The sequence below is a fragment of the Haladaptatus sp. R4 genome, from assembly GCF_001625445.1.
Lineage (GTDB): Archaea > Halobacteriota > Halobacteria > Halobacteriales > Haladaptataceae > Haladaptatus.
In genome coordinates this window covers 151,943-170,630 of sequence record NZ_LWHG01000011.1, presented here as the reverse complement: position 1 = coordinate 170,630, position 18,688 = coordinate 151,943, and the positions used below count along the sequence as shown (strand labels likewise).

20 protein-coding genes and 1 pseudogene are annotated in these 18,688 nt (G+C 62.2%); 6 read left to right on the top strand and 15 right to left on the bottom strand.

Annotation, left to right across the window (positions count from 1 at the left end):
• Position 1: 1 nt before the first annotated feature.
• Complete coding sequence (locus A4G99_RS04540; RefSeq protein WP_066139965.1) at positions 2-874, bottom strand: hypothetical protein; 873 nt, start codon at positions 872-874, stop codon at positions 2-4.
• 108 nt (positions 875-982) lie between these two features.
• Between A4G99_RS04540 and A4G99_RS04535 the strand changes: the two genes are divergently transcribed.
• Both A4G99_RS04535 and glmM read left to right on the top strand, forming a co-directional pair.
• Positions 983-2,218 (top strand): MFS transporter, encoded by a 1,236-nt coding sequence (locus A4G99_RS04535; protein WP_066142320.1) that lies wholly within the window; start codon positions 983-985, stop codon positions 2,216-2,218.
• A gap of 47 nt (positions 2,219-2,265) precedes the next feature.
• Positions 2,266-3,630: a phosphoglucosamine mutase gene (glmM, locus tag A4G99_RS04530; RefSeq protein ID WP_066139961.1), complete on the top strand. Its 1,365-nt coding sequence runs from the start codon at positions 2,266-2,268 to the stop codon at positions 3,628-3,630.
• A 29-nt stretch (positions 3,631-3,659) separates the two neighbouring features.
• On the opposite strand, the gene A4G99_RS04525 is transcribed toward glmM, so the two are convergent.
• The 5 genes from A4G99_RS04525 to leuS form a co-directional block, all read right to left on the bottom strand.
• On the bottom strand, positions 3,660-4,772 hold the full coding sequence (locus tag A4G99_RS04525; protein WP_066139958.1) for a hypothetical protein: 1,113 nt from the start codon (positions 4,770-4,772) through the stop codon (positions 3,660-3,662).
• On the bottom strand, positions 4,765-5,175 hold the full coding sequence (gene hisI / locus A4G99_RS04520; RefSeq protein WP_066139955.1) for a phosphoribosyl-AMP cyclohydrolase: 411 nt from the start codon (positions 5,173-5,175) through the stop codon (positions 4,765-4,767). Before hisI ends, A4G99_RS04525 begins: the two co-directional genes overlap by 8 nt.
• 83 nt (positions 5,176-5,258) lie before the next feature.
• The gene (locus tag A4G99_RS04515; protein WP_066139951.1) at positions 5,259-5,540 is read right to left on the bottom strand and encodes a GYD domain-containing protein; all 282 of its coding nucleotides are present in this window, start codon (positions 5,538-5,540) and stop codon (positions 5,259-5,261) included.
• 78 nt (positions 5,541-5,618) lie between these two features.
• On the bottom strand, positions 5,619-6,482 hold the full coding sequence (locus tag A4G99_RS04510; protein ID WP_066139947.1) for a polysaccharide deacetylase: 864 nt from the start codon (positions 6,480-6,482) through the stop codon (positions 5,619-5,621).
• Between the two features lie 139 nt (positions 6,483-6,621).
• Positions 6,622-9,474 (bottom strand): leucine--tRNA ligase, encoded by a 2,853-nt coding sequence (gene leuS, locus A4G99_RS04505; RefSeq protein WP_066139945.1) that lies wholly within the window; start codon positions 9,472-9,474, stop codon positions 6,622-6,624.
• A 122-nt stretch (positions 9,475-9,596) separates the two neighbouring features.
• Here leuS and A4G99_RS04500 point away from each other — a divergent pair, with 122 nt between their 5' ends.
• The gene (locus tag A4G99_RS04500) at positions 9,597-10,064 is read left to right on the top strand and encodes a hypothetical protein (protein WP_066139942.1); all 468 of its coding nucleotides are present in this window, start codon (positions 9,597-9,599) and stop codon (positions 10,062-10,064) included.
• Between the two features lie 39 nt (positions 10,065-10,103).
• Here A4G99_RS04500 and A4G99_RS04495 read toward each other — a convergent pair whose 3' ends face one another.
• From A4G99_RS04495 to A4G99_RS04475, 5 genes and pseudogenes are all read right to left on the bottom strand, one after another.
• Positions 10,104-10,544: a hypothetical protein gene (locus A4G99_RS04495; RefSeq protein ID WP_066139939.1), complete on the bottom strand. Its 441-nt coding sequence runs from the start codon at positions 10,542-10,544 to the stop codon at positions 10,104-10,106.
• 65 nt (positions 10,545-10,609) lie between these two features.
• Positions 10,610-11,062 carry a peroxiredoxin gene (locus A4G99_RS04490; RefSeq protein WP_066139936.1) on the bottom strand — a complete coding sequence of 151 codons (453 nt, stop codon included), beginning with the start codon at positions 11,060-11,062 and terminating at the stop codon, positions 10,610-10,612.
• A gap of 102 nt (positions 11,063-11,164) precedes the next feature.
• Positions 11,165-11,601, bottom strand: a pseudogene (locus A4G99_RS29375) (Hsp20/alpha crystallin family protein).
• A gap of 56 nt (positions 11,602-11,657) precedes the next feature.
• Entirely contained in the window at positions 11,658-12,464 is an 807-nt protein-coding gene (pheA, locus tag A4G99_RS04480; protein ID WP_066139933.1) for a prephenate dehydratase, read from the bottom strand.
• Positions 12,465-12,558: 94 nt separating this feature from the next.
• The gene (locus tag A4G99_RS04475) at positions 12,559-12,870 is read right to left on the bottom strand and encodes a hypothetical protein (protein WP_066139930.1); all 312 of its coding nucleotides are present in this window, start codon (positions 12,868-12,870) and stop codon (positions 12,559-12,561) included.
• A gap of 162 nt (positions 12,871-13,032) precedes the next feature.
• Between A4G99_RS04475 and A4G99_RS04470 the strand changes: the two genes are divergently transcribed.
• Together A4G99_RS04470 and A4G99_RS04465 are read left to right on the top strand one after the other, a co-directional pair.
• Positions 13,033-13,356 carry a rubredoxin-like domain-containing protein gene (locus A4G99_RS04470; RefSeq protein WP_066142317.1) on the top strand — a complete coding sequence of 108 codons (324 nt, stop codon included), beginning with the start codon at positions 13,033-13,035 and terminating at the stop codon, positions 13,354-13,356.
• Between the two features lie 47 nt (positions 13,357-13,403).
• Positions 13,404-14,303 (top strand): ketopantoate reductase family protein, encoded by a 900-nt coding sequence (locus A4G99_RS04465; RefSeq protein ID WP_066139928.1) that lies wholly within the window; start codon positions 13,404-13,406, stop codon positions 14,301-14,303.
• A 3-nt stretch (positions 14,304-14,306) separates the two neighbouring features.
• Here the strand turns inward: A4G99_RS04465 and A4G99_RS04460 are convergent, their stop codons facing one another.
• The 4 genes from A4G99_RS04460 to A4G99_RS04445 form a co-directional block, all read right to left on the bottom strand.
• The gene (locus tag A4G99_RS04460) at positions 14,307-15,356 is read right to left on the bottom strand and encodes a flippase-like domain-containing protein (protein WP_066139925.1); all 1,050 of its coding nucleotides are present in this window, start codon (positions 15,354-15,356) and stop codon (positions 14,307-14,309) included.
• A gap of 1 nt (position 15,357) precedes the next feature.
• Positions 15,358-16,860 carry a sulfatase gene (locus A4G99_RS04455; RefSeq protein WP_066139923.1) on the bottom strand — a complete coding sequence of 501 codons (1,503 nt, stop codon included), beginning with the start codon at positions 16,858-16,860 and terminating at the stop codon, positions 15,358-15,360.
• Between the two features lie 81 nt (positions 16,861-16,941).
• Positions 16,942-17,298, bottom strand: coding sequence for a NifU family protein (locus A4G99_RS04450; RefSeq protein ID WP_066139919.1), 357 nt, complete (start codon positions 17,296-17,298; stop codon positions 16,942-16,944).
• Positions 17,299-17,421: 123 nt separating this feature from the next.
• On the bottom strand, positions 17,422-17,760 hold the full coding sequence (locus tag A4G99_RS04445) for a DUF5783 family protein (protein WP_066139916.1): 339 nt from the start codon (positions 17,758-17,760) through the stop codon (positions 17,422-17,424).
• Between the two features lie 99 nt (positions 17,761-17,859).
• Between A4G99_RS04445 and A4G99_RS04440 the strand changes: the two genes are divergently transcribed.
• Positions 17,860-18,648, top strand: a complete 789-nt coding sequence (locus A4G99_RS04440) for an N-acyl homoserine lactonase family protein (protein WP_066139913.1) — start codon at positions 17,860-17,862, stop codon at positions 18,646-18,648.
• Positions 18,649-18,688 lie beyond the last annotated feature (40 nt).

The window sequence follows — 18,688 nt, the reverse complement described above, 5'->3', positions numbered from 1 at the left end:
TTCACCGTTCGACGACGCTGGTCGAAACGACCGAGCCCTCGGCATCGAACGTCAGTCGGAGTTCGTCGTCGTCGGCGGGAATTCGGAGTCGAACGCGCGGCGGGTTGTCGTCGAGGACGGTCAGGAAGTCCCCGTGAAGCGCCCAGTCGAGGTTCCAGAGGGGATGTGCGTCGAGCGAGGCGTCGCGTTCGGCGTGGAATCCGACGACGCGGGGGTGGTCGCGGACGAGACAACCAACGGGGAGGTTCGCCATCGCCCAGCACTCCGTGCAAGTGACGCGGAGGCGGTAGGGGACGTTTCCGGTGCTCAGTTCGTGCCGGTCGTCGGTGAGCAGTCCGGCCATTTTCGACCCGCATTCGGGGCACGTTCCGGTGGCGGCGAGGGCGTTCCAACGGCGGGTCCACGCCTCGAACGCGTCGAGGAGGTCGTCACGGCGTGTCGTCGGCGCGGGCGGGAAGGGGTTGTGGAGGATTTCCTCCTCGCAGTTTTCACAGACGATACGAACCCGTTCCTGCTCGTAACGGGCCGAAAGCGATGCCTCGCCGCACTCGTAGCACGTTCCCGGCGCGTCGAAGGTGGCTCCGTTGGCCTGCTCGGTGAACACGCCCGCCGTCAGTGCGCTCACGACCTTTCGACCCGCGTAGGTCAACGCGTAGCCGTCCGAGGTTTTGCGGACGAACTGCCCGACGAGGCGCTGAAGGTGATAGTTGAAGTTGCCGCTGTCGCGGATGCCGACCCGTCGCTTGAGGTCGGCGTAGGGGAGCGCGGACTCGCCGTCGCGGAACGCCTGTTGAAGCTCGTACAGCATCGAGACGCGGCGTTCGTTGCCGATTGCGGCGAGCGCGTCGGCGGGGTCGGGTCGCTCGTCGTCCATGGACGGGCGTTGCACCAGCGGCGATAAAATCCCGACGAAAGATGTCAACCATCTATGTGCAATCGGTTGCGCGGAACGAACAGGGTGCTCGCGGACGAGCGAATCGATATGGGTCGGGCGCGTCGCACCGTCGGATGGAATATCGGACTCTACTACGTCTACAAGTCCACGAAAGCGGTGGAGTTCTATCGACCCATCATGTACCTCTACTTCCTCTCGCTCGGCCTCGATTTTACCGCGATAGCCGTTCTCGAAGGGATTTACAACGTCACGACGCTCGTTTCCGAAATTCCGACTGGCTACGTCGGTGACCGGGTCGGCCGCCGGAACAGCCTGCTCATCGGAACCGGAATCATCACGCTGACGCTCGTCGGCATCGGCTTCGCCGAAAACTTCGTCCATCTCGCGGCCCTGTACGCCTGCTGGTCGTTCGGCTACACGTTCCGGTCGGGCACCAGCGACGCGTGGCTGTACGATACCCTGACCGACGACCTGTCCGAGGACCAGTTCGCACACGTCCGGGGGCGCGGGCAGTCGGCCGCGCTGCTGGTCGGCGTCGTCGGGTCGGTGTTGGGGGGCTATCTCGCCCAAATCGACCTCGCGTATCCGTTTTTCGTCGCGGCGGGCGTGACGGGAGTCGGAGTTCCCGTCCTCCTCGGGATGGACGAACCCGCGAGCTACGAGGAGAGCGAGTCGGACGAACTCGGCGTCCGGGAGGCTGCCGGTGTCATCCGCGAAACGCTCTCCGAGGAGCGACTGCGGGCGTTCGTCGTCTACTACTTCGTCCTCTTCTCGGCGGTGTCATATCTCGTGTTCATGTACGTCCAACCCGTCCTGAAAACCGTCCTGCCACAGGTCGGTGTCGTCCCCGGGAACGTCGAGCCTATTTTGGGCTGGTTCTACGCGGCCATCAGCCTGCTCTCGGCGGGATTGAGCTACTACACCGGTGCGATTCGGGAGCGGATCGGTCTACGAACGTGGTTCCTCACGATTCCGTTCGTGGTCGGCATCGCGCTCGTTGCGCTCCGTATGATGCCGGTGTTGGCGATTCCGGCGTTCCTGTTCGCTCGGGGTATCGCGGAGACGACGCGGTCGCTCGCGTCCCAGTACGTGAACGACCGTATCGAGACATTGGGTCGGGCTACGGTCCTCTCGTCGCTGGCGATGGTGAGTTCGCTGGCGGTGATTCCCTTCCAACTCGGAAGCGGCGTGCTCTCGGACGTGGCGTCCCCGCTCACGGCGCTGGCGGTGGCTGGCGGCTTCCTCATCGTCGGGTCGCTCGTCGTCATCGGCTGGGAAACGCCGGTGAAATCGGCCACCGGACACCGTGCAGAGGCGGAGTAGCACCCGTATTCGGAATCTCTTTGAAGGCAGAAATCCCATGCCCCCACATGAAGGTGTTCGGGTCGAGCGGGACGAGAGGGGTCGCCAACGACGAACTGACTCCCGAGTTCGTGCTCAAGATCGCGAAGGCTGCGGGAACGGTCTGGCGCACCGACCGCATCGCACTCGCACGGGATACACGAGCGACAGGCGACATGCTCGCCGACGCCGCGGCCAGCGGATTGGCGAGCGTCGGGGTGGACGTGGACCGTCTCGGCATCGTGCCGACGCCCGGCGCACAGTCGTACGCCGAAAGCGAGGGTGTTCCCGCGTTGATGATAACCGCGAGCCACAACCCGCCGGAGTACAACGGCGTGAAGCTCATCGGCGACGACGGCATCGAACTCTCGGTCGACGACCTCGAACGAGTCGAAAGGAAGTTTCTCACCGAAGCGTTCGAGGAAGTTCGCTGGAGCGAGACGGGCCACAGCCACGTCATCGACGACGCCCGCGAACGATACGTCTCCCAACTGCTCGATTCGATAGACACGAACAAAATCGCCGACGCGAACCTCACCGTCGCCCTCGACCCCGGTCACGGTGCCGGTTCGCTCACCTCCCCCGAATTCTTCCGCCAACTCGGCTGCCGCGTCGTCACGACGAACAGCCAACCCGACGGCCACTTTCCCGGCCGCAACCCCGAACCCGTCCCCGGAAACCTCCGTGACCTCGGCCGATTGGTCGAAGCGAGCGGCGCTGACGTCGGTATCGCCCACGACGGTGACGCCGACCGAGCCATCTTCTACGACGAGAACGGCGAGTACATCGAAGGCGACGCGACGCTCGCCGCGCTCTCGGCCGCTCAACTCGAACCCGGCGACGCCGTGGTCTCCGCCGTCAACGTCTCCCAGCGGCTGGTTGACGTCGCCCACGAGACGGGTGCGACCCTCGAACTGACGCCCATCGGGAGCACGAACATCATCACCCGAATTCGAGAATTACGGGACCAGAACGTGTCGGTACCGGTCGCAGGAGAGGGCAACGGCGGCATCTTCTTCCCGAACTATCGTCTCACCCGCGACGGCGCGTACACCGCCGCGAAATTCCTCGAACTGCTGGTCGACGCAAGCGTGAGCGAGGTAGTGGCACCGTACGGCGGCTACCACAACGTTCGGACGAACATCAAGTACACGACGGACGCCGAACACGACGCGCTGCTCGCCGCCGCGGAGAAGGCGGCGACGGATTCGAACGCCGAACTGAACACCCGCGACGGCTACCGCTTGGATTTCGGTGATGCGTGGGTGCTGGCCCGCCCCAGCGGAACGGAACCGATGATGAGAATCTACGCCGAGGCGCACGAACGCCATCGCGCCGAGGAACTGGCGACGGAGATGGAAGACGCCCTTCGTACGGCCAAAGCGGACGCCTGAACTTCGTTCGATCGTTCGAACTCGAAGCGCTACCGCGACGGATACGTATCGAGAGCGTCGCTCAGTTTTTCCCGTTCGTCCCGTAGCCGCGCGAGTTCGTCCTCGACCTCGCCACTGGCGAGTTTGTCGCGTTCGTCGTCCGTCAACTCGGAGCGTGCTTCTGCTGCCGTTCGGAGCCGTTCGAAATCGTCCCGACGGGTGAGGTCCTCCACTTCACGGAGCCGTGCGATGGTTTCTGGCGGTGCGAATCGGTCCGCGACGCGAATCGCCTCCTCACACCACCAGCGGAGTTCGTTCGCGGAGGCGGGTGGCCAGTCGATGGTGAGCGGTTCCGAATCGATTCGGTCGAGATACGTCTCGTTCGTGGCGATGGCGCGTTTCAACGCGGCGGGGTCGGTGACGTAGTGGTCGAGCTTGGACTGGGAGTAGTGAGCGTATTCGAGCAGTTCGGGGACGGTGAGGTCCCCGCCGTCCCGACCGAGCAGATACTCCCGAAGGGTTTCCGGCGGCGGCCGGAACTCGATGAGGGGATAATGTTCGGTCGCGGTGAGGAACTCGACCATTTCGCGGGATGTCGCATCGTGTGTAAACTCCGAGAACGCTTCGGTGATGGCATCGTTGGCGGCGTCGATTGGCTCCCGGAGTAGTCCCGTCGGGGCGTCCAAATCGGCGTCGCCGAGTTCCCGTAACCGTTCGAGGGACGCGATTCGTTCGTTCAGTTCCGCTACCCGCTGTGAAACCGTGTGTCGCGTATCTCTGTATCGCTCGCGTGCCGCCTGGCGTTCGTCCGACAGGGCGACGATTTCCTTCGCGGGTGTGAGCGCGTTTCGCGCCTTTTCGAAATCGCGCTCGCTCAATCGGCGTTTGTCGATGGACGTCTCCGCCCGTTCGAACGCCTCGCGTGCGGGCAGGTCGTCGGGCAACCCGTCCACGAAATCGCCGAACTTCCCTTGGAACTCCAAGAACGCCTCGAAATCGCCGGTACCGGTCGCACGCGACTCGTAGCGGTCGAACAGGTGTGTCGCCCGGTGGTAGGCGTCGGCGACGGCGTTCATCTCCGCTTCGCCGTATTCGGCGATGGCGGCGTTTTTCTCCCGACACACCTCGTCCGCGTTTCGGAGTTCGGTCAGTGGATCACTCATACACTTCGTCGGGATCGTACACCCGTTCGGCGACGATTTCGGTTTCCGCGGTCGGTTCGTCTCCGTCCCGGTCGACGGATTCGATACTGCGGTAGAAACAGGATTCGTAGCCCACGTGGCAGGCACCGCCGTCCTGCTCGACGAGGTAGAGCAGCGTGTCGGCGTCACAATCGACGCGAACGTCCTTCACGTGCTGGAGGTGACCGCTGGTTCCGCCCTTCTTCCAGAGTTCGTCCCGACTGCGGGAATAGTAGTGAGCGAACCCGGTTTCGAGGCTTTTCTCGACGGCTTCGGGGGAAACGTATGCCAACATCAGAACATCTCCGGTGTCCGCATCCTGTGCGATTGCGGGAAGTAATTCGTTCTCGTCGAACGCGAGGGCGACTTCGGACGACTGGCTCATGGCTCCACGAACGGTTCGACGGGGAATAGGCTTTTTCTCTCGGGGAAGAGTGATCATCGGTGATAGATCCTCGAATCCTGCTGTCAGTCTTCGACCAACTGGGCGAAGTCGTCCATCGGAATGATTTCCATGGTCTGCATGTCCATTCCGTAGCTCTCCACCGCGATGCCCGCACGGAAGGCCGTATCGCGGTCGGGTGCCTCGAAGATGAGGAGGAAGTCGTACTCGCCGAGCACGGCAAAACTTCCGTCGAGTTCGACGCCGAACTCCTCGAACTCCAACCGGATGTCGCCCCACGTCGACGCGAGTTCCTGCGCGTTTTGGACGCTCGTCCGGATGTCAACGAGTGCAACGTACTTTGCCATACCTGAGCGGACGGTGTGGGTTAGAAAAACGGTTATAGCCAATGTCTCAAAACGGCGAAACGGTCCACCGGGAAATCGCTACCCGATCATCGGCATCGCCGCCCGGTCGCCGCTCCGAACCTCCGCCGCAACCGTGCTCACGTCCGCGAACTCGACGTCGGGTTTCGTCCGCATGTGCTGGATCAGTTCCTCCAGTCGCGTCGTTCGGGGTGGTTGTCCGATGACCTGCGGGTGCATCGCCAGCGTGAAGATTCCGTCCTCCATGTTCTCGTACATCCAGTCGAACTGGGCCTTCCAGAGGTCGAACACGGATCGCTCGTCGGCGAATCCCCACAGGATCGACTGTTCCCAGACGAACATCAGCGCCGGGAAGTCCGCCCGTTTCCACGAAATCGGGATTTCGATGACGTCGCTTTTGTCGCCGATTTGGAACGGTTTCTTCTGGGGGGCGCTCCAGTTTTTTCGGAGATAGTACGGGTGAAAGTCGTTGCCCATCGCGCTCGAATCCCATTCGAACCCCAGTTCGTCGAGGATGGAGAGCGTGTTCTCGGAGAACTCCCACGCGGGCGACCGGAACCCGACCGGCGCGTCTCCGGTGATGTCCTCGATGTTCGTCATCGCCCGCTCGTACTCGTCCTTTTCGTCCTCCTTGCTGTCGAACGTGCTCGGGTTGACGTGTCGCCACCCGTGGCACTGGACGTCGTATCCCCGGTCGTGCACCTCGCCGACGCGTTCGGGAAAGCTCTCGATGGTGTGACCGGGGACGAACCACGTCGCCGGAATCCCGTGTTTGTCGTGTAGGTCGAGGATTCTGGGTGCGCCGACCCAGGCACCGTACACCCCGCGTGAAAGCTGTGTAGGGGCGTCACCGGCCCCAAAGGTGTGAATCCAGACGGAGACGGCGTCGAAGTCGTAGGTCAGGCAGACGGTCGCTCGGGCCATAGAAGAGACATAACGCCGGGTAGCGTCTTACCTGTAGCTCATTTGTGAATTTTTGTGGGCGATTGGATTAGCGACGTGAGCGGAGAACGGACGGCAGAAGACGACCACCGCACAGAGAAATTCGGTCGAGCGTACCGACTTATCCTTCCAGATGGATGGCCGGTCGCAGTGGCGTGGCGTGGCGGGCTTTGTCCTCGGGGTCGGGCACGTCGTCGCCCTCGCGGTAGACCTCGACGTCAGCGTCGAACTCGCGTTCGAAGAAGTCGCGGGCGTCGTCGTAGACGGCACCCTCGTCCACGTTCGCCAGCACCTCGACCTGGTCGTCGGGACGCTCGCGTACGTCCTCGACCAGTGTCTGGGCGAGTCGATTCACGTCGTCGCCCTTCTCGCGCAGGTCCGCGTTCTGCATGACTTCACCCATCACCGCACCGACGTTCGGGCCGTTCTCGACCACGGCCGAGAGCACTTTGCGCTTCCAGTCGGCGGCGACGTACACCCGGATCGTCTCGGGGTCGGTGTTCGTCACGTCCACGATGTCGCGGATGTCGTCGGTCAACCCGGAGACCAACGACTCCTCTATCTCCGTGACGGTGCTCTCGAAGTCGGCGTCTGGATTCGGCCACTCGGCCTCGTCGATGGGTTCGCCCGTCAAGCGTTCGTGGAGTTCGGTCGCCATGAACGGGACGAACGGAGCCAACAGGCGCAGACGGGTGTCGAGCACTTTTCGGAGCGTCCAGCGTGCACCCGGTCGGTCGGTGTCGGTGCGCTTTCGGTACCACTTCAGGTGCTCCTCGAAACTGTAGAAGGCGGCCTGACTCGCTGTCCGCGTCTCGAAGCGGTCCATCGCGTCGGTGGCATCTCGAACCGTGGTCTGCAGTTTCGACAGCAACCAGCGGTCGATGCGTTGCAGGTCGCGCTCGCCCTCTGGTGCCGAAATTATCTCGTTCGCACGAGTCCAGAATCGACGCAGTTGGTTCTGCGTGCTCTCGACTTGGTCGCTCCGCCAGTCGTAATCCTGCCACGGTTCGGCGCTGTTCATCAGGAAGAAGCGCACCGTGTCGGCACCGTACTTCTCGATGGCGTTCTCGGGGAGGACGACGTGGCCCTTCGATGAGGACATCTTTTGTCCTTCCAACAGACCCATGCCCATCACGGTAATGCCCTGCGGCCAGTTCGCCGGTTCGAACAGTTCGGCGTGGTGGAACAGGAAGAAGGTCAGGTGATTACTGACCAAGTCGTTGCCCGAACAGCGGTAATCGACGGGATACCAGTAATCCCACTCCTCGCGCAGCGAGAGCGCGGTTTCGTTCGAGTCTTCGACGGCCTCACCGCCGAAAAACAGCGTGTCGAAGAACCCCTTGTCCATCTCCTCGACCGGAACGTCGGAAATCCGGTGGGCGATGGTGTAGTAGGCCATGTAGATGGTCGAATCCGACAGCGGTTCGATGACGAAGTCCTCGTCCCACGGCAGACGAGTACCCAATCCGTAGTTGCGGATGCACGGCCACTCGTTCAACCAGTCGATGGTATGGTCATACTGCTCCCCGGTGTTCTCCGGAATCGCGTCCAGTCCGGCGACGGCCTCGTGGGCCTTCGCCTTCCACGCCTCGTCGTTGTAGCGGAGGAACCACGTATCCTGCTCGGCGACCTCGACGGCCCCGCCACAGCGACAGACGACTTCTTCGCTGAACTCGTGCATCGTGCCGAACGACCCCTGCTGTTGGAATTCCGCTTTGAGGTCGTCGCGCACGTCCTCCACGATTTTCCCGGCGTAGTCGCCGTACATCGGACCCAACTTCCCGCTGTGGAACTCGCGGTTGTACACCTCTTGGGTGGCGTCCTCCAAGGCAGGGTCAGATGAATCCTCGATACCGTGTTCCGCCACGGCGTCCTCCGCCGGGAACTCGCCGTAGCCTTCCACGTCGATGATGGCCTTCGGTTCGATGGCGGCGACTTCCGCGGGGTCGATATCGTATTTCTCCATCCGGGCATCATCTTCTTTCGCTTCTTGCAGGGCAACCCAATCGTCGGGACTGTGGGCCGGAACGGACATCACGACGCCCGTGGCGTTCTCGGCGTCCACGAAGTTCGCGGGCAGGACCAGTACGTCGTCGCCCGTGATGGGGTTCGTGACGTGCTCGCCGACGAGTCGCTCGCCGGTAAATCGGTCTCGAACTTCCACGTCGTGGGCCTGCAGTTCCAGTTTCTCGGCGGCGGATTCGGAGACGAGCCACGTTTCGCCGTCCACGCTCGCCTCGACGTACTCAGCGTCCGGGTCGATGTAGGCGTTCGTCACGCCGTAGACCGTCTCGGGGCGCAGGGTCGCCATCGGAACGGTGATTTCCGAATCACCTGTTCTCCATCCGAATTTCACGAGGGTGTACTCTTGGAATTCGGCTTCCTCACCCTCCAGCAGGTCGTGGGTCGTGACGGGGTTCTGCTCGTTCGTACAGTATTTGACGGGGTGCAGGCCCTTCTCCAGCAGGCCGCGTTCTTTGAGCGTCTCGTACTGCCACGTGATGAACTTCGAGTAGCGCTCGTCGTTCGTCGTGAACTCGCGCCGCCAGTCGATGGACAGCCCCAACGATTGCATGTTCTTCTTGTAACTGTCCTCGATGAAGTGGCGGGCGAACCCCATCGGCGTCTCCATCTCGGACAGGTCCTCGTCCGAGACGTTGTAGGTGTCCTGCAACACCGACATCTGCGCGGGTTCGCGCTTCTTCAGACGCTCGACTGCGCCGACGATGGGCGTGCCGGTGACGTGCCACGCGATGGGGAACAGGACGTTGTCCCCCTGTAGACGGCGGTACCGCGCCCACACGTCCGGCACGGTGTACGTTCGTGCGTGGCCGATGTGCATTCCCCCGCTCGGATACGGATACGGAACCGTGACGAAAGTGGCCTCTTCGTTCGACGGGTCGACCTCGTACTGGCCCTCCTCCGCCCATCGAGACTGCCACTTCGACTCGATTTCCCGTGGGTTGTAGTCCATACCCGTACTTTCAGACTGGCGATTAAAAGAACTACCATACCTGACTGGGCTCCCTGTCAGGTTTCGGCAATAATTGCAGCAAGTCGAAACGCTGATACGACACCCCTGAGTGAGACCAGCTCGTGGGCGCGTTCGCCGAAACCGTTCGGGACTCCATCCGCGACAGCCTCGCCAAGCGACTGCCGCGCTTCGAGTGGGAGACCGAATACCGAATCCAGCGAACGCCCGTGGACGTGGTCGGCCACACTGACGACCGGTTCGTCGCCGTCGAACTGGAGTGGCGCAGAGCCGACCCAGTCAACAACACCGCGAAGCTATTCTACTACGTAAATGAAGGAGAGTTGGCGGAGTACGACCGAATTTCCGTCGTTCAGGTGTTTACGGACTACTACGCGTTGGCATCCGGCGGCGTCTCCTCGAAACGCGAAGTCGCCGAGTTCGTCGGCACCGTGACGGCGAATTCGTTCGAACAGGTGTCGTTCTCGCCCGTGACGTTCGGGCTGACGCCGCCGAAACGAGGCGGTGAGTGGCCGGACGAGTGGGAGGGAGTCGCGGAGGAGACCGTCGAGGAAATCGTTCGGAGGATTTGACGGCGAGAGTCCCAAACACGTCCGTTCGTACGTATCTCGTCATCCTTCTTCCCAACCTTCCTCTGGCAGAAAAACCACCAACCCGAGTCCGTACACCGAGCCGTAAGCGACGAAAATGACCAGGAGGTGTGCGAGGATTTGAAGAACTGAAAACGTCGTCACGGTATCCGCGAGACCCGAAGAGACGGAAAGCAGGTTGGTCAGCATCGGGAGAGCGAACCCGAGGACGAGCAGCCAGATGGTAACCTCGATGCGTTTTCGCTGCCCGTCCGGGTTTCGAAGCCCCCAGAGAAACCCCGCGATGATCATGAAGAGGAGAAATGCGATTGCAGCGGGCTTGCTGTCGATGGAGTACGTCGCCCGTGTCGAGGAGAGATACCACGCGACGGACGCGAAGCCGATCAGAAAGCAGAAGAATCCCGTCACACCCCACTGAATTGCACCAACGACTCCTTCGGGGAGGTTCGAGCGAAATTCCATATGCGAACGTCACTGAGCGGGGACAAAAAAACTAACAACCGAACCCGAATCCGAAACTGGTCCGATCAGTCCAGTACGACGAGTTCGTCGTCGAGCATTTCCTGCAACACTTCGCGCGCGTGGCCGTCGGGGTCCACGCCGGGGTAGACGGCCTGGACTTCGCCGTCCGCGAGGACGAACGTGGTTCGCTGGGTGAAGTTGTCCTCGACTTCGACGCCGAACGAGTCGGCGATTTCACCGTCCGGGTCGGCCAGCAGGTCGAATTCGAGGTCGAACTTGTCGGCGAACTCGTCGTGGCTGTCCACGTCGTCGGTCGAGACGCCGTAGACGGTCGCACCGGCCTCGCGGTAACTCTCCAGTTCCGCGTTGAACTGCTTCGCCTCGATGGTGCATCCCGGCGTGTCGTCACGCGGGTAGAAGTACACGACCGTCGGCGCTTCGAAGGACGGGGACACCGTCTCGCCGTGCTGATTCTGCGCGGTCACGTCGGGCGCGTCGTCGCCTGCGTCGAGCGTCATGTGCGGCGATTATGCCCGAGATAGCAAGGGAGTTGTGGTTGCTGTAAGTCCCGCCGTTTACGATGGGTCACGACTACCGGGACGGGCAGTCGCGGTGGACGATCAGTTGACCTCGATGTCGTGTGAATCGTCCTCGTCCATTTCCTTCGGGAGCGTGACGGTCAACACGCCGTTTTTGTACTCCGCCGAGACGCCCGTCTCGTCCACTGGTTCCGGAACGGTGAGCGTTCGACTCATCGACTGCTGGCGGCGTTCCTTCCGGAGGAAGTCCTCGTCCCCGGCCTCGGTTTCGGCCGAACTCTCGGCGAGATGCGAAGGCGGTCCCCGCGGAGCGAGATGTCGATGTCGTCCTTCTCGAAGCCAGGCAGGTCGGCGGTGACGACGAACTCGTCGCCGCGGTCGGCCAGGTCGAGCGACATGCCGCCGGGTTGCCACCCCACGCCGCCCCCGCCGAACTGGTCACCCATGCTCTCGAACTGGCGGCCCATTCGTTCGAACAGTTCCTCTAACTCATCGAAGGGATTCTTTCGTCCGGCCATGATTCCGTCTCACCGTTCGACGTACGACGGCTTAAAAATTCACGCTGAAAGTTACGTCACCCGTCGATGACGTGTTGCGTGTCGTAGGATCCGAGTCGCCGCACCCATCCGTTCTCCGCGAGCGACTCGACTTCGGCGAGCGCGTCTTTGGCGCGTTTCTCGTACAGACCCGCCTCGAAGTCGAGATGGAAGACGTAGTCGCCGAGTCGTTCCCCGCTCGGTCGTGATTCGACGCGGGTGAGGTTGATGGCGCGGTCGGCGAACGGTTCGAGGAGCGAGAGCAGGAGACCGGGATAGTTCGAACCGGGATACACGACGAGCGAGGATTTACCGCCCGCGTCGGAGCGTTCGTCCGCGGGCGCGAGGACGAAAAACCGGGTCGCGTTCGACGTGCGTTCCTGGATGTCCTCCGCGAGGATGGTCAGTTCCCCGGCGTTGTCGGGGTGGGCGATACCGGCCACTGACGAGTCGGCGCGGGCGCGTTCGACGCCACGAGCGGTGCTCGTGACGGCCTCCCGTTTCACGTCGGGGTACTCGCGTTCGAGGTACGGACGACATTGGGCGAGCGCCTGTGCGTGGCTGGCGACCGTTTCGAAGTCGGTACTCTGAGCCATCAGGGCGTGACGGATCGGCGTCACGAGTTCGCGGACGACCGCGACATCGTTGTCCGCGAGGGCGTCCAGCGTCGCCGTGACGCTTCCTTCGATACTGTTCTCGATGGGGACGACGCCGCGGGCGTACTCGCCACCGGCGACCGCTTTCACGATGTCGGTGACGGATTCCAGGAATTCGACGTCGTCCTCGACTGCGCTGGCGGCCCGATGCGAGTAGGTACCCGCGGGGCCGAGGGTTACTGCTTGCATGGCCAGGGGTTTCGAGTGGGGAGGCAAAAACGCGTCGGGGACGGACAATTATGTCGGCAACAGCGAATGATCGGGGATCACGAGCGTGGCGGGATCACGTGTGCTCGGCGGCAGTCGTCCGATCCACGAGTTTGTATGCCTGACTCGGGTCGTCGTATTCGTCCTGATCCGGATACACGAAGGCCAGTTCCTGGGCTTCGAACTCCTCGAACCATTCGCGCCACCCGACGGTCGCCAGCGCGTCGGTGTCGTCCATGTTCGGGAATTCGATTCGGAGGTATTCGATGCTGTGGGGAGTCATCTCGTCCGTCGCCGGGTGACCGTCGTGTTTTTCGACCCACTGCATTATCGCGTCGTGATTCGTCGTTACCGTTCCATGGTTCGTGTCTATCGTCTCGTTGAGCATGAGTCCTCGTGTCGGTCGTTCGTTGGGGACGTTTCCGTGTCAGTTCCGGGCTTGCATACGCAGGGCAACCTTAATCTTGATCGTCATATCACGATGAGAAACGAACAGGCGGAACGCGTGACGGCGGTCGCTTTTAAGATGATGAGCGGCGAACGCACGCACATGGTGAGCGATTCAGGTGAAGATCCGGACGTGGAGATCGATGTGGACCGACTCGAACTCGGACAAACCGTCTACGACGACGACGGAAACCGATTGGGCGACATCCGGGGCTTCGACGACTCCGGCTTTTACGTCACCATGCGGGAGGGCTTCGAAGCACTCTCGGTGGAGCACGCCCGTGCGGGCCACGAACTCGGCGAAGCGGAACTGATGTGGCGCTGCTCGAACTGCGGCGAGATGGGTCATCTGGACGACAACTTACCGGATACCTGTCCCAACTGCGGCGTCCCGAAGGAAGACCTCTACTACTGGACGGAAGACTGAGAGTCGAAAGACGGCTGAATTTTTCACCTCGGATTCCTCGGTCGGGTATGAACGTGGTCGTGTTCGGGGCGGGGAGTCTCGGTAGTCTCATCGGCGGGTTGCTCGCCCGTGAGCACGCGGTGACGCTCGTCGCCCGCGACCCGCACGCGAGCGCGGTGCGCGACGCCGGACTGACGGTGGGCGGCGAGTTCGATTTTCGAGTTCGGCCCGACGCGACCACCGACGGGACCGGTCTCCGCGCCGACTGCGCCGTCGTGACGGTCAAGGCCTTTCACACCGCCACCGCCGCGGAGCAGTTGGTGTCCGGCGAGTTCGGGGCCGTCCTCTCGTTGCAGAACGGAATGGGGAACGAGACCATCCTCGCCGACCGCCTCGACTGCCCAGTCCTGGCCGGAACCGCGACCTACGGCGCGGTGCTGTCCGAACCCGGTCACGTCGAGTGTACCGGTATCGGCGACGTGGTACTCGGCGCACGCCACGGCGGATGTTCGAACGCGGCGGACAGGGTCGGGGAGGCGTTTTCCGCGGCGGGCATCGAGACGACGATTGCCGAAGACATGCCCCGAAGGCTGTGGGAGAAGCTCGCCGTCAACGCGGGAATCAACCCGACCACCGCGCTCGCGCGGGTCGAAAACGGCGCGTTGCTCCGTGGGGACGCCGAAGCTATCGCGGCGACGGCGGCCCGTGAAACGGCCGCCGTCGCGCGTGCCGAAGACGTCGAGTTGACGGACGAGGACGCGGTCGGTGCGGTCGCAGCGGTCGCGGCCGCGACCGCCGCGAACACCTCCTCGATGCGCCAGGACGTGGACGGCGGGAAGCGGACCGAAATCGACGCGATAAACGGCTACGTCGTCGCTCGCGGACGGGAACACGGTATCGAGACGCCCGTCAACCGAACGCTCGTCGGTTTGGTGAAAACGTGGGAAGGGAGAAACGACGGAAACTGAACGTCACGACCGCATGATGACGAACAGCGACGCGATGCCGCCGATGAGGAGCACGAACCAGTAACTCGCAAACCGGTAGACCATAGCGGCAGCCACGCCCGAACTCCACGAAATCGCCGGAACGAGTCCGACCATGAGGACCGTGAGCGCCGCCTCGACGCCCGCCAGTCCGCCCGGCGTCGGCGTCAGTCCGGCCAGCGTACTCGCCGGAACGATGAACAGCACGAGCACCAGTGGAAGTGGCAGGCCGAGCGCCCGTCCCGCGAAATACAGCGGCAGGGCGAAGAAAATCCAACCGGTGTACGAGAACACCAGCGCGAACAGCAGTTGACGCGGTTCGCTCGCGATGCGCTCCAGCGAGTGATAGAACCGGTCGATACGCTGTCGAATCCCGTCGACCGTGATCCGTGACGTGCGGGTGGCGATGGGGGCAATGAAGCGGATCACGAGGTCTTCGACGCGCTCTCGATACCGCCAACCGGCGTAGGCGAGAGCCGGAATTCCGAACGCCAGTATCACGAGTCCCTGCGCCAGCGTCTTCGCGTCGTCCGGAAGCGACGCGCGGATGAGCAGATAACTCAACCCGAGCGCCGCGAAGTTGAAGAACGGCAGGAGGTTGAGCAGGTCCGCCGTCACGACGCTCGCGAGGCTGTCCTCGTAGTTCGCCTCCGTATCCCGCGAGAGGATGTAGGCGATGAACGGTTCGCCGCCAGCCTGTCCCAACGGGGTGACGTAGTTGGCGAACGTCGCCGCGAGGTAGGTGACGACGAGGCGTTTGAACTCCACCTTGATGTCGAGCACGGCGAGAACGATCTGCCACGCCTTGCCCCACGCGGCGAGACCGATGAACGTCGAAAGGCAGGCGATCCACATCCACGTGTAGTCCGCCCCCTGGAGGGCATGAAGCACTCGTCGCCACCCGGAGGCGACGACGATCAGGTAGATGAGGACGACTGCGACGACGAAGCCCAGCAGTAGCTTGCCGGTCCCGAATCGCTCCGACAGTCCTGCGGACAGCGCACTTCCGCCGTCCGGAGCCGACTTGTCGGTCACGTTAGTCGATGTAACCGAGGTCTTGGAGGCGGTCCTTGGCGTCGTCGCTCATATCGCCGAGGACGTCGTCGTCGGAGACCTCGTTCCACTCGCCGCCGACCGTCTCCTCGAACGCGGAGAGCGCGGCTTCGAGTTCGACCTCTTCCTCGGTTCCCTCGCCCCGGAGGTCGTTCAACTCGCCGGGGTCGTCGTCGAGTTTGTAGAACTCGTCCTCGATGCGCTCGTTGCGGATGTATTTGGCGTCGGGTCTGCGAGCAGCACGCATCCGCGAGTAAAAGCGCGAGTCCTCGTCCAGCGTGATGTTCGCGCTCTTCGCTTTCTCCTCTAGCTGTTTCAGTTCGACCACCGGTCGGTAGTACTCCACGAACGCACACTCGCCGTCGCCCGGCACGTCCTCGGCGAACGCGCGGTAGTCCTCGTTGAGGAGCGACCGTGCTTCTTCGAGCGGCCGCGTCGAGTTCGATCCGGAGACGCCGGTGTGGTCGAGAATCGTGTGGTACACGTCGATGAGTTCGACCTGTTGGTCGCTGACACCCGACTCCATCTCGGGGTGTTTGACCATCAGCGGGACGTTGATGAGCGGGTCGTAGATACAGAACTCGTGACCGTACAGGTCGTGTTCACCGTGCAGTTCCCCGTGGTCGGCACAGACGACGACCATGGTGTCGTCCCACTCGTCATTCTCCTGCATCCACGAGAACAGCCGTTGGAGTTGGTCGTCGATGTGGCGAATTTCGGCGTCGTAAAGGCCGCCAATCGCGTCCCACTCCTTGTCGCTGATGTCGCGTGCGCCGCAGTTGTACTCCTTCGAGTTCTGGCACACCTTGGTGGAATCGACGTTGGGAGCGAACTCCTTTCGGTACTCCTTCGGCGGGTGGTACGGAAGGTGAGCGTCCATCAGGTTGATGAACGAGAAGTACGGGCCGTCGGAGTCGTCGATGAACTCGATGGTCTGGTCGATGACCTGTGGGGTTTTCGAGTCCGCACCGTCGCCGCTGGCGAGGTACTCGTGAGCCACGTTGCCGAGACTGACCAGTTTGTCCGCGACCTTCCGAAGCGACTCGTTGTCGTTCATCGTCTTCCACGCCTTCGCCATCGGCCCGGAGAGGAAGTCGCCGGGCATCACTTCGAAGAAGTTGTCTTGGTCGTCGAAACCATCCGTCAGATGGGTGTACGGCGTGATCCACGCGTTCGAGGAGTAACACGAGGTATCGTACCCCGCAGCGGAGAGGGTCTGTGCGAGCGTCGTCGCACCTTCCAGATACGGGTTCTCCTGGCTAGCGCCGTGTTCGCTGGGATACATTCCAGTGAACAAAGAGGCATGCACCGGAAGGGTCCAAGGAGCGGGGGAAACCGCCTGCTCGAAGACGGTCGCTTCCTCCGCGAACCGTTCGAGGCCCGGCGTTGTCGGGCGATCGTATCCGTAGACGGAAAGGTGGTCTTTACGCACCGTATCCATCACAACGAATACGACGTTTTGCGCCGTGGCGTCGTCGTTCGTCATACTATCGCCTGCTACAGCGTCCGGTGGGATAAATATCGTGATTCAGCCCATGGAATCGGCCGAAAACTAAAAATAGCGGGATTAGAACGGAGCCTGCGGGCCTTCGTCATCGTCGTCGTCGCTGGACTCGCCGGGGAAGGATGGACTCATGCCGCCACCCATTCCGTCGCCACCGCCCATGCCGGTTTCGGCGATGACTTTGTTGATTTCCGGAATCTCCTTGATCATTCGGCTCTTGATAGCCTGAATCGTCATCGGGGAGATACCACAGCCACTGCATGCGCCGCCGAGCATGATCGTAACTTCGCCGGACTCGCGGTCGATGTGCTGGATCGCAGCGCTACCGCCGTGCATCTGAATCTGCGGGAAGTTGCGGCGCAGGAAGTTCGTGACCCGTTCTTCGAGGTCGTCCCCGTCTTCCTGAGTTTCGGTGCTCATGTATCCGGATATGGGGTGAGCCTCCTTAGGCCTTTCCACTGTCTGATAAACCGAATCCGGCAGGAATCACCGCTGAACCGTGACTTTTCGGGGTTTTAAACGAGGTAGAAAACCGCAGCGCCGTCAGTTCTCGTCCGGGTTGGTCGGATCGAATCCAAAGACGCGTGCCAGTTCGTACTCCAACCGCTCTACGTACACCGAAAGCGTCTCTTCGAGTTTCTCGTCCTCCACGACGACGCTTTGTACGCGGTCGGTCGGGTTCTCGGGGAGGTCGATACGAAACTCGCCATTACCCTCATAAAACGGCTCGCTCTCGTTCAGTACCTCCTGATCGATGGCGTGGATGAGTTGAGAGTCGTACCGCTCGTTCATGTAGCTGAAGGCGTTCTTGTACCCGCGCTGGAGTTCGTTGAAGTAGTGGGCGTACTTGTCCTCGAACTTCTCGGCGTCGAATTCGGTCATGGCTGAACCGTGGGGAGCAGGAAGTAAAAATGCGGGCGATTCGGGTGCCGCAGTTCCCGAACCGAGAGGGGTTATGTCACACGGAACAAAGGTCATGGTATGCCCGAAGTCACACTCATCGACCGTGGCCGAGTCCGTGCCGACACTGCCTACGTCATCGACGGCTACTCGATGGCGAGCGCGGAGAATCCGAATCCGGACCACGAGCTAATCGACTTCGTCGTCTGGAACGCCGTCATCGAGACGGACGCCGGAACGTTCCTCTGGGACACTGGCTGTCCCGAGAACGCCGCCGAGTACTGGCCGGACCCGCTGTACGGCGCGTTCGAAGCCTACGACGCCGAGGAGCACGCGCTCGAAGACGACCTGCAGGAGAACGGATACGAACTCGACGACATCGACGGCGTCGTGATGAGTCACCTCCACCTCGACCACGCGGGGCAACTCGACAGGTTCGAGGGGAGGGACGTTCCGGTGTACGTTCACGAGGAGGAACTCAAGTTCGCCTACTACTCGGCGAAGACGGACGACGGGTCGATCGCCTATCTGGCACCCGACTTCGACCGCGATTTGAACTGGGAAATCGTCCACCGCGACACGCACACGATTGCCGACGGCTTCGAACTCCACCACTTGCCGGGACACACCCCCGGCGTCCTCGGCGCGCGAATCGAGTCGGACGAGGGAACCCTGCTCATTGCGGGTGACGAAGCGTACGTCGATGCGAACTACACCGACGAGGTGCCGCTCGGTCCCGGCCTGTTGTGGAGCGAACTCGCGTGGCGCGAGAGCCTGTACACGCTGAAGGAGTTGGAGCGGGTGTACGACTGCGACGTGTTGCACGGCCACGACCTCGGACTGTTCGAGGAGTTGGTGGGGAAGTACTGATATGGATTCTTGTAGCAGTCCATAGGTTTCCCGTTCCGGT

What these genes read in the sequence shown, in the direction of transcription:
- A4G99_RS04540 (WP_066139965.1), bottom strand. Translation starts at nt 874, where the DNA reads ATGGACGACGAGCGACCCGACCCCGCCGACGCGCTCGCCGCAATCGGC.
- A4G99_RS04535 (WP_066142320.1), top strand. Translation starts at nt 983, where the DNA reads ATGGGTCGGGCGCGTCGCACCGTCGGATGGAATATCGGACTCTACTAC.
- glmM (WP_066139961.1), top strand. Translation starts at nt 2,266, where the DNA reads ATGAAGGTGTTCGGGTCGAGCGGGACGAGAGGGGTCGCCAACGACGAA.
- A4G99_RS04525 (WP_066139958.1), bottom strand. Translation starts at nt 4,772, where the DNA reads ATGAGTGATCCACTGACCGAACTCCGAAACGCGGACGAGGTGTGTCGG.
- hisI (WP_066139955.1), bottom strand. Translation starts at nt 5,175, where the DNA reads ATGAGCCAGTCGTCCGAAGTCGCCCTCGCGTTCGACGAGAACGAATTA.
- A4G99_RS04515 (WP_066139951.1), bottom strand. Translation starts at nt 5,540, where the DNA reads ATGGCAAAGTACGTTGCACTCGTTGACATCCGGACGAGCGTCCAAAAC.
- A4G99_RS04510 (WP_066139947.1), bottom strand. Translation starts at nt 6,482, where the DNA reads ATGGCCCGAGCGACCGTCTGCCTGACCTACGACTTCGACGCCGTCTCC.
- leuS (WP_066139945.1), bottom strand. Translation starts at nt 9,474, where the DNA reads ATGGACTACAACCCACGGGAAATCGAGTCGAAGTGGCAGTCTCGATGG.
- A4G99_RS04495 (WP_066139939.1), bottom strand. Translation starts at nt 10,544, where the DNA reads ATGGAATTTCGCTCGAACCTCCCCGAAGGAGTCGTTGGTGCAATTCAG.
- A4G99_RS04490 (WP_066139936.1), bottom strand. Translation starts at nt 11,062, where the DNA reads ATGACGCTCGACGCAGGCGACGACGCGCCCGACGTGACCGCGCAGAAT.
- pheA (WP_066139933.1), bottom strand. Translation starts at nt 12,464, where the DNA reads ATGCAAGCAGTAACCCTCGGCCCCGCGGGTACCTACTCGCATCGGGCC.
- A4G99_RS04475 (WP_066139930.1), bottom strand. Translation starts at nt 12,870, where the DNA reads ATGCTCAACGAGACGATAGACACGAACCATGGAACGGTAACGACGAAT.
- A4G99_RS04470 (WP_066142317.1), top strand. Translation starts at nt 13,033, where the DNA reads ATGGTGAGCGATTCAGGTGAAGATCCGGACGTGGAGATCGATGTGGAC.
- A4G99_RS04465 (WP_066139928.1), top strand. Translation starts at nt 13,404, where the DNA reads ATGAACGTGGTCGTGTTCGGGGCGGGGAGTCTCGGTAGTCTCATCGGC.
- A4G99_RS04455 (WP_066139923.1), bottom strand. Translation starts at nt 16,860, where the DNA reads ATGACGAACGACGACGCCACGGCGCAAAACGTCGTATTCGTTGTGATG.
- A4G99_RS04450 (WP_066139919.1), bottom strand. Translation starts at nt 17,298, where the DNA reads ATGAGCACCGAAACTCAGGAAGACGGGGACGACCTCGAAGAACGGGTC.
- A4G99_RS04445 (WP_066139916.1), bottom strand. Translation starts at nt 17,760, where the DNA reads ATGACCGAATTCGACGCCGAGAAGTTCGAGGACAAGTACGCCCACTAC.
- A4G99_RS04440 (WP_066139913.1), top strand. Translation starts at nt 17,860, where the DNA reads ATGCCCGAAGTCACACTCATCGACCGTGGCCGAGTCCGTGCCGACACT.